The sequence below is a fragment of the Sulfuriflexus sp. genome, from assembly GCF_032250955.1.
GTDB lineage: Bacteria > Pseudomonadota > Gammaproteobacteria > AKS1 > AKS1 > Sulfuriflexus.
On sequence record NZ_JAVVES010000083.1, the window covers coordinates 1 to 9,924 of the forward strand.

General features: G+C 53.7%; 7 protein-coding genes and 1 pseudogene. 1 reads left to right on the top strand and 7 read right to left on the bottom strand.

Annotated elements, in window-relative coordinates:
- Positions 1-391: transposase (locus RQ738_RS12215; RefSeq protein WP_314165522.1), on the top strand; the 391-nt coding region annotated here is incomplete at its 5' end.
- Positions 392-437: 46 nt separating this feature from the next.
- Here RQ738_RS12215 and RQ738_RS12220 read toward each other — a convergent pair.
- The 7 genes and pseudogenes from RQ738_RS12220 to RQ738_RS12250 all read right to left on the bottom strand — a co-directional run.
- The gene (locus RQ738_RS12220) at positions 438-725 is read right to left on the bottom strand and encodes a hypothetical protein (RefSeq protein WP_314165523.1); all 288 of its coding nucleotides are present in this window, start codon (positions 723-725) and stop codon (positions 438-440) included.
- 20 nt (positions 726-745) lie between these two features.
- Positions 746-1,732, bottom strand: a complete 987-nt coding sequence (locus RQ738_RS12225) for a GNAT family N-acetyltransferase (RefSeq protein ID WP_314165524.1) — start codon at positions 1,730-1,732, stop codon at positions 746-748.
- Entirely contained in the window at positions 1,710-2,885 is a 1,176-nt protein-coding gene (locus RQ738_RS12230) for a cupin domain-containing protein (protein WP_314165525.1), read from the bottom strand. The genes RQ738_RS12225 and RQ738_RS12230 overlap by 23 nt, the downstream gene beginning before the upstream one ends.
- 806 nt (positions 2,886-3,691) lie before the next feature.
- Positions 3,692-6,862 (bottom strand): VCBS repeat-containing protein, encoded by a 3,171-nt coding sequence (locus RQ738_RS12235; RefSeq protein ID WP_314165526.1) that lies wholly within the window; start codon positions 6,860-6,862, stop codon positions 3,692-3,694.
- Positions 6,863-7,032: 170 nt separating this feature from the next.
- Positions 7,033-7,266: pseudogene (locus tag RQ738_RS12240) on the bottom strand (transposase); the annotation flags it as partial.
- A 14-nt stretch (positions 7,267-7,280) separates the two neighbouring features.
- Positions 7,281-9,374, bottom strand: coding sequence for a hypothetical protein (locus RQ738_RS12245; protein ID WP_314165527.1), 2,094 nt, complete (start codon positions 9,372-9,374; stop codon positions 7,281-7,283).
- Between the two features lie 307 nt (positions 9,375-9,681).
- Positions 9,682-9,924: transposase (locus tag RQ738_RS12250; RefSeq protein WP_314165528.1), on the bottom strand; the 243-nt coding region annotated here is incomplete at its 5' end.

The window sequence follows — 9,924 nt, forward strand, 5'->3', positions numbered from 1 at the left end:
ATTGCAAAAGATCCGCGACTGGCTGGATAAAACCTTACACAGCACCTTGCCAAAAGGGCTGCTCGGCAAAGCCGTATCGTACCTGGATAAAAACTGGCACAAACTCACTATTTATACACAAGATGGTCGGCTCGCCATTGACAACAATGCCGCTGAAAATGCGATAAGACCTTTTGTGATCGGACGAAAAAATTGGTTATTTAGTGCCAGCGTCAACGGCGCAAAGGCCAGCGCCAACATTTACAGCCTGATCGAAACCGCGAAAGCCAATCAACAAGAGCCCTCGCAATACCTTCGGCACATTTTTACCGAATTGCCAAAAGCGACAACCGATGAAGAAATTGAAGCACTATTACCCTGGAATGTGAAGTTGCAAGGTGGGGTTTGCTGATCACTTACGATCTTCTGGGTTTACCCGTCCGCACTAAGCTGATGGCCTAACGCGGCTGGTGGATGCCCGTCCAGCGCATATTACCCTGATGGTGTGCTCGGGCGTGGGCCTCTGCATCCTGCTGGGCGGCGGCCTTGTCGGCATGACACGCTCTGCTGTACCAGCCCTCCAGGCTGTGAAGGCTGTGTGTGCAGATGGCGTAATAGGGCTTGTCTTTGGGGCAGCTGCCGGACTCCGGGTAATTGCCTGCGGCCAGTACCGAGGCGGATAGCTGCAAAAACAGGCAAGCAAGGATCGCCAGGCAAATAGCGGGGCGAGTCATTGGGGCTGACATTGGGAGAAGAGAAGTCCCCGTCATAAATGCAGCCGCCGTAGCTCGGGTTCCGGCTGGCTGCGCTCCCAGGCAGCATGGAATGTTTTCAGTAACAGTCGTGCCTCGCCGGGATTATTGAATTCTGCCAGACCTTCAAAGCGGTCATTATGTGCCCGGCGAATAATGCCGACCTCATCCACCACCATAAAGGTATCCACGTGGTGATAGTCTTCGCTGTCGGCGCGGTGGATGGAAACATGGCTGCTGATGCGGCGCGCCAGTTCCACAATCCGATGGCCACGCGAGACCACTTGCGAAGGATTCAGTATCAGGATTTTGACGTGTGAGCGGGGATTATGTAGCGCCACGTTTTTTACCGCATCGATAAATTCATCGTTATCAAATACTCTCGGGTCCAGATTGGGCGTAAAGAGATACAGGGAGCGCTGCCCCTGTTTGGCCATGTGTATGGCGACCTGCTTATTGTCTTCAAGGCCCTTGAGGTCGATATAACCCCGGGTCTCGCCGAGGACCTGGTTCGGTAAATCGCGGATGTTGATGTGCACATCCATCGGCGGCAATGAGCGGGTCATGTGTTGATGCGGAATGCCTGCATCCATAAAGATTTCTCCCTGCGCCGTGAAATCATGTCGCAGATAAAAATCGATGGCATGGGTCTGCGCATCGAGTTGCACGCGCTCGAGCTGCCGGGCCTTGGCGATGGTGATCAGCGCGGTGAGCATCTCGCTGCCGACGCCGCGATTGCGCCAGGCGCGCAATACCGCCATGCGACCAATCTGGCCTTCGGTCGTCATGCGTGCGGTGCCAATCCCCCGGCCCTTGTCATCCTGCGCCAGAATATGCACACAGCTTTCGTCTTTACCGTCCCATTCCAGCTCGGGCGGTACGTTTTGCTCGCCAATAAACACGAACTCGCGCAGGATGCGCAGTTCGGCCTCCGCATCCTGCCAGTTGACGCGTTTTACCGTGTAAGGTTTGTTTGTGTTAGATGTTTTCGAAGTAGACATAGTTTTGGTTATACAGTGAGGTTAGTAAATCTGCAAAGTGGTTCTGGTGTAATGCCGTTTCGAGCTGCGAATAGCTCACCGAGGGCTGATCACACAGCAGGGGTGCAACAAAGGCCAACTCGGCATTTAACGGGTAGGCCTGGCCATCAATAAACAGGCTGGCGCCAATGTCTTCATCCATAAAGGCAAAGCGCAGCTCGTCATTGCGGAACAGTTCACCGGCCTGTGCAAAATCCTGCAGGAACTGTTCGGTGCCGGTCTCTTCGCAGTGCGGATCATTGGCAAGCGGTTGGGGATGTTTGGTCTCGGTGATGAATTCACCGAACCAGTGATTGATGGCCTTATCGTCGGCGAGCATGCCGCGCAGGATTTCACGCACCTGATGCAGGGCGGCCGGGGAGATCTCTGCCGGGGATTTCTGCAGTTGCAGATCGGGGTCACTGTAACGCTGCGCGGCATCCAGTCGGGCCGCAACGTGATCGGCAAAGCCGCTGAGCAGCTCGGCATGACTGGGGGCGCGAAAGCCCACGGATAGCGTGATGCAGTCTTCCAGTGCGACCCCGTAGTGGGCAACCCCCGGTGGCAGGTAGAGCATGTCGCCGGGCTGCAGTATCCACTCTTCACTCGGCCTGAAGTCACGCATGATACAGAGATCCAGGTCTGGCAGCTGGTTCCCTGCGTCCACCGGCCCCTCGCTGATCTGCCAGCGGCGGGTGCCCAGGGCCTGTATCAAAAATACGTCGTACTGATCGGTGTGTGGGCCGACCGAGCCGTGTGCCGGGGCATAGCTGGCCATGACGTCATCCACCCGCCAACGGGGGATGAAGCTGAATTGATCCAGCAGCTCGGCCAGTTCCGGCACGTAACGGTTGCACTCCTGCACCAGCAGGGTCCAGTGGGTTTCGGGCAGCTCGCCGAAACGGGTCTCTTCGATGGGGCCGTGTTCGACGGACCAGGGGCCGGGGCCGGCGTGTTCGAGGACCAACCGGGATTCCACCTCCTCTTCGCAGGCCAGTCCGGCCAGTTCGTCAGGGCTGATGGGGCAGTCGAAGTCGGGCAGGGCGCCACGGATCAGCAGCGGGCGTTTTTGCCAGTAGTCACGCAGGAAGGTTTCGGCGGTACGCTCGCCCAGTAATGTCAGGATTTTTTCCATGTGGCTAGTGTACGTGATGGTGCTGTGTGAGTGGACAAAACAGGCTTAAAAAATGGAAGAAAGAAGCGGGGAAATCCGTCATAAAAATGTTGAAAAAAAAGGCCGCACTTAGAGGAGCGCGGCCTGAATGGAGGAGAAAGCAACGACATCTGCATGGGAGGGAGGAGGAGCCGTTGCGCCCTACGATTCAAATTATGCAAATGCCAGAAATAATTGCTGTGAACTGGGTCACAGTTTGTCATATATCGAAGCATACTTTGGGTAAGCTTTTCTTGCCACAATGGCCGGCTTTTTATTGGGCTGCGGTTTCGATATTGAATGATCACCTGCATCGAAGGAAATTCGTGGATAAAAAAAGGGGCGCTTGCGCGCCCCTTAGGAGGGAGAGTAATCATGCGATCAGCCCCGGGGGGGATGGAACTACTCGCATGTTTATAGGACAGCAGTTTATGTGCCAGTTTTCGCGGGGCTGTGGAAAATGGCGGAATATGGGCTTTCCTTGGGCTGGTGGCTGGGGGGTGTTTAATATTTAGCCAATAGTGGTGCTGCCTAACGGTGCAAGTGACAATTTTACGTTATCTTTGTGCCCAATTTTCGTCGGTCCGTTTCAAAACAGGCAATGATTGATCAAGGCAGCCGGGTTTGACCTGGATTTCATCGGATTCAACCGCTGACTAAATGCCGAAGCTGGTGCGGTATAACGAAAGAGGGGAACTATCCTTTCCCTACTATTTGTTTGAATTCAAGCATATAAAAGGGGGGCATTACGCCCCCCCGATGTATTGATCAAGAACCCTATCTATGGGTTATTGAAACTGCGTGACATAAGTCGACGGTTGATACACCAAACCCGTCTGATCGAAGCCGACGAAATCGGCATGGCTATCACCGTTGAAGTCACCCACCATGCGCGGGAAATACTCGCGGCTGAAGCAGTAGTTAAAGCTCTGGCAATTGTAGTCCTCCCACCAGGCCGCGCCTGTAGACTCAGTGACATTGAAGTCAGGCGACCCCTGCCATTGGCTACCGAAACCCTTAGTGTTGTCGATGCCGAGTTTATTATTCGCGACATAGACCCCGGCAGAAGCATAGCCAACGATATCCTTGAAGCCGTCGCCATCGACATCGGCAAGGTAGCGCGGGTGGATGCCATACCCAGTTCGGTGAAGAGTATTGTTGCCAATTTTGGTTGTATTGACGATTTTCTCCATCGCCCAGCCCTGGTCGGCGACAAATTGTGTGGACCAGGTGGTAAAGGGTTCGAAGGCGACATTGCCTGGCGTACTCTTGTTGATAGCAACGGGGACGCTGGCATTGGCAAAGCCGATGGCATCCGGCAGGCCGTCGTTATTCAGATCGACCATCTGCCGGGGATGCAACTCGGTACGCCAGCCGTTTTTGTAGGCAAAGGCGCCGGGCAGTAGGTCAGTCCAGGCTCCCGTCGTTGCGCCATCCCAGCGGCTGAATGTGCCATCACAATCTGACTTCAGAGAATAGGTAGAGGCTTCCCCATACAAGACCAGATCGGTACAACCATCGCCATCGAGATCACTGGCAACGATGGGATATTTGTTCCGATCCGGATAAACGCTACTCCAGTCGTTGGTGTCGACAATGGCCGTGGAATGGCCCAGGCCGGCACCATTGGACGTGTAGACAATCATTTTACCGGGACTGTTTCTTTTCGCATGAACGAAGTCCGGATAGCCATCGTTATCAACGTCAACCACGTAGGCACTGTCATAGGTCGCATTCCAGTCGATGCCGGTGATCCAGTCCACCGGGGCGTCGAATCCACTGCCGTTATTCAGTCCATAACGCACGGTGTTGGCACTGGCATCGACACCGACGATATCCAGGTCGCCGTCGTTATCGATATCGACGAAGAAGCGCGGGTCGCGCTCGATACTGGCATAAATACTGGGAATCCAATTACCCGTTGACCAGACTACGGGAGCTTGTAAGCCGGATGCTGAACCAGAAGCTATGCGGGTAGTACCATCGCTAATGAGTACCACATCATCGAAGCCATCCTGGTTGATATCCACGACCTCTCGAACATGTACTGCATTACGCCAACCAGCATTCCAGCCAGCGATCTGACCCAGGGGCCGAGAGGATTCCGTTAGCACCACCTCAGCCGTTTGCGTCAGGGTATTGGCCGTTGGTGTGGCATCGTCTTCAAGTGTCAACGTGATTGTGTAATTACCCGGTGTCGCATAGACATGATCCGGTGGATACAGGGTTTTAGTGGTGCCGCCATTCCACACCTCCTGCGTACTGCCGTCGCCCCAGTCGAGGGTGACATTGGCCAAGGTTTGCGGTGCATTGGCCGCGACGCTGCCGCTGACCCTGACGGTCGCCTGAGCGATGCGCTCGACGATGAGATTGTTGGACAATCCCGCGCCGGCGGTATCGTTATCGAGATTATCATTGATGCCGTCACCATCGGTGTCTGCATTGTACGGATCCAGCCCCCGTGCCTTTTCCTGAGCATCCGGTACGGAATCGCCATCATAGTCACCGGAAATCGGCGACGAGAATACCTTGGCCGGATAGCGGTTGGCATCGATCTGGTTAATCGCAGTGACTGTCCAGCCATCACGCACCTCTTCATAATCGCTGAGGCCGTCGTTATCGGTATCTGACTTGGTGGGGTCCGTACCATTGACGATCTCCTCGCGATAGCCCAGGCCATCGCCATCAGCGTCTTCCAGGTAGACCAATAAAATTTCGTCAGCGGCATTCACAGTAATTTCGGCGACGTTGTAAGCTGCTGTCGCCGAATCGTATACCGTTTCCACGTCGCCTTGCCCCAGGTCTGAGCGCTTGGTAACAATCCAGCGCGCCGTTCCATTAGGCTTGGACACAGGCAAGGTACGCACCGTATCGAGACCGGATGACTCGGTGTACGGGATGTTCAGTATGGAATTCAGAATAGCATCCAGTTTTTTCCCTGGATTCGTGTTATCCGAATTTACCGCCACCCTGTAAAGCTCCGTCTCCGCATAAGGTCCGTAATCGACGAGGACCTTGGCGGTCCTGGCATCGACACCCTGTTGGGTAAACGCAAAAGGCATTCCATTGATATCAGTAATCTCCATCAACGCGGGTTTTACAGTCATTGACCGAGCCGCCGTCATCATCGTCCGGGTATCTTGCAAGGTTAAGTCGTTATTCTCATAAATAAGATTTTCGACAACATCACTCCCCGCCAGGCTCTGCTGGGTAAAGCCGGGATAACTCAAAGTCGCCAGCGGCTGAAAGGGATGCTGGCCATCCGCCGCCTTGGTCGCCGATAAGGTGAGACTCTTCAGCGTAAAGGCAATATGGCCCGGGTTAGACACTTTTACCGTCAGATCAACCTTACCCCCATTCCATGTCGTATTTTGCTCCACCCCTTCCGAAACCATATTCGAATAGGTCGATTTATTCTCCAGTGAAGCGGTGGCAGAAAAACTCACTGTCGATTCCGCTGACGCCGTAACAGAGGCGCTGGCCGAGGGTGGCGTGAATAAACCCACACTGGCTTCGGCGGTCGCCTCGACGCCAACCGTGGTACTCGTACCATAGGTTGTCGAGGCTGAAAATGAGGTTGAATTACTACGGGTTGTACTACCTACTTGATTTGTACTATTGCTATCATCAAAGTCATAACCAATGTCTGGCAGACTGGTGATTTCCACCTTTAATTCCGGCAAATCCGCAATCAGTGGATTAAAGAAGTACGGGTTGCTGCTACCGACCCCCAGCGTTAAGACCTCAGCACCGTCGCTATAACCGTCACCGTCTGTGTCTGCATCCTGCGGATTGGTGCCATAGATTTGGGTTTCCTCGGTATCACTCAGACCATCGCCATCAAAATCGGCACCAGGCGTTATAGTGGAATCGCCACCACCGCCCCCGCCACAACCCGTCAGGGCAACTAATGCCAACCATAAGATAAAAGCTGGCATGCGGGTCAAGATTGGTCTCATTGTGCTACTCCCTAATTCGTTAGAATACGATCGATGCTGATTGCGTTATTAGTGGAAGTGACACTAACAAAGACACGAAAAGGTCTAAATTAGCCATGTGGCTATTTTCAGATGGCACCACAATAAAGCAGCGCTGCCCGTTATCTACCTGGCGTGCCAATAACCCCTTTTGAACAAGTATTTAAGGGTATGAGATCACACAATAGAAGGTTGCCTGGTCGCTTGAGCAGCAGCCAGCGCGCTTTCGTCAGGATGGACTCATAACCTTTGTTTTTCAGCTCTTTCGCTTCCTGTGCGCGAACCTCGTCAATCGCCTTGCTCAGGTGCGCCATGATATGGAACCGGTCCAGGATATGGACCGTATCGCCGGCCTTCCTGGCGATCACTTTCAAGTATGGCTTCCAACTGAAATGTAAAATTAAAATATCTCCAGTCCCGCGCCGTAATCGGCTACATAGACATGCTTGTCTGTGACAGTTACGCCATAGGCATAACCCGGGGTGTCATAAAAATCGAGGTCAATCGGCGCCGAGGGATCGCTGATATCGACGACCCGCAGCCCGCCATCATATTCCGTCACGAAGGCGCGACTGGTGCTGACGGCAACGTGCTGGGCAAATCCAGTATTCAGCACGACTACGCCCACTTCCACCGGTACGGTTGGATCAGTGATATCAATAACCCGCAGACTATAGGTATCCGCCACATAGACATGGCTGCCGCTGACTGTGACATCGCGCGCATCGCCCGGTGTATCAACAAACGCGACTTCAACCGGTGCGGCCGGATTGCTGATGTCGATCACCCGCAAGCCTTTGTCGTAATCGGCGACATAGGCGTAATTGCCGTTCACAGCGACAGCGTAGGCAGTACCCGGTAATGCATACGATCCCACTTCCGTTGGAGACGCCGGATTACTGATATCCACCACACGCAGACCACTGCTGACATCCGCCACGTAAACATAATTGCCACTTACGGCAATATCCCAGACTCTACCCAACTGGTTATTAGACCCGGCTAGAACCGGGGCTGCCGGATTACTGATGTCCAGCACCTGTAAGCTGTTATCATCCGCGACATAGGCATAACTACCGTCGATTGCAATTGCACGCGCCGTACCTGGACTATCGTATGTGCCAACAGTTAGCGGCGCTGCGGCATTGCTGATGTCGATAATTTTCACGCCATTAAAACCATCCGCGACATAGGCATCATTGCCACTCACGGCGACATCCCATGCGTTGCCCGGTCTGTCCGCGTTGTAAAAACCGATTTCAAGCGGATTTACCGGGTTGCTGATGTCAATGACGCGCAGCCCATTGGCATTATCCGCCACATAGGCATAACCACCCGTCACGGCGACGCCGGTGGCAAATCCCTGCGTGTCGATAGAGCCGGACTCGCTCGGTGCAGCCGGATTACTGATATCAATGACGCGCAGGCCGCTGCCATAATCGGCCACGTAGGCAGTGTTACCGCTGATCGCGACACTTTTGGCATTGTTCGGCGTATCATAAAATCCGACTTCAGCCGGCGCGTTTGGATTACTGACATCAATCACACGCAAGCCCTTAAATAAATCGGCGACATAGGCATAGTTGCCACTTAACGCCACCGCAACTGCCGAACCTGCCGTATCATAAAATCCGACTTCGGTCGGTGCGGCCGGGTCACTGACGTCAATTACGCGCAAGCCAGCGGTTGAAGCTGCCACATAGGCAGTGTTACTGTTGACCGCGACCCCTTGTGCCCCGCTTATGTTCACTCTGCCTACTTTAACGGGTGCAACGGGATTGCTGATGTCGAGTATCTGCAAACCACTACTTAGATTGGCTATGTAGGCATAATTGCCACTGACGGCAATGCCTAGGGTGTTGCCCGGCAAGTCGTATGAATCAACGATTACCGGTGAGGCTGGATCTTGCACATCGATGATAAGCAAACCGCTATCGTCTGCCACGTAGGCATAACTGCCTGTCACGGCGATGCCCACGGCATCACCCGGTGTATTGATATACCCCAGCTCTATCGGATTGCCAGGGTCGGTGATGTCGAGGGTCAGTAATCCAGAAGAGGCGGCACTGTAGGCAATGGTGCCTTGCACCGCGACCGCTTGCGGTACCGGACCGGTTAGTCCGCCTGTCATGGCTATCGAACAATTCACCAGGACACTATCGACATTGCCAGCGGACACGCTACCCATTCCCTGACTGACACTACAATTCTGATTTGGCAGGCCCGGCTTGCTCAGAACGCTGACGTCATACCCAGCCTTATCCGCAACCACTGTAGTAAAAACGAAACTGCCGTCAGCGTTAAGCTCCAGGTCGTCACCAGCATTGTTCTGTAATACCAGTCCGTTTCCAACTAAACCTGTGACGGTACCGCCGATGGTATATGTCGCGTTATTCGTGGTAGTACTATCCGCGCCACCCCCACCACAGCCCGTCAGGGCAACTAATGTCAACAACAGGATGAGAGCCGGCACGCGCATCAAGATAGGTCTCATTGCTCTACTCCAAATTCGTAAATACACGATCGACGGTGATGTTTTGCTGAAGCACAAGAAGGGCAAAGGCGCGTTTGTCTGTGATCGACAGCACCCGGACGGCGGGGGAACGCCGCAGTGTGATTTATTCAACTGGCTGAGTTTCATAGCGTTCCCTTCTCATTGCTGCGTCCTGCCGGAGCATGCGGCTCCAACTATGAATCGGAGAGAACCTTATCAAGGCCACGAAAGGGACTAAATTAGCCATGTGGCTATTTTTAGATGGCAGCTACACGCAAAGAGAGCGCTGCCCGTTATATACGGCTCTTCAGCAGAATCTGTGGGTAAGTTTTGGTTCTGGCAAAGCCCCCAACGTATGATATAAAGCGATTTCAGCCGCTCTGAAGGTTCGAAAACCGTAGCCTTTTCTGATGGTCAGTTTTGCTTTGGTATTAAACCCTTCGACAACACCGCTGGACATCTGGCCTTTTGCCCGAAACCAGTTGAGTAACAGTGTTCGATGCCGTCGTAACATTTTGGCTACTTTCTTCATCGGCGCAATCTTTGATCG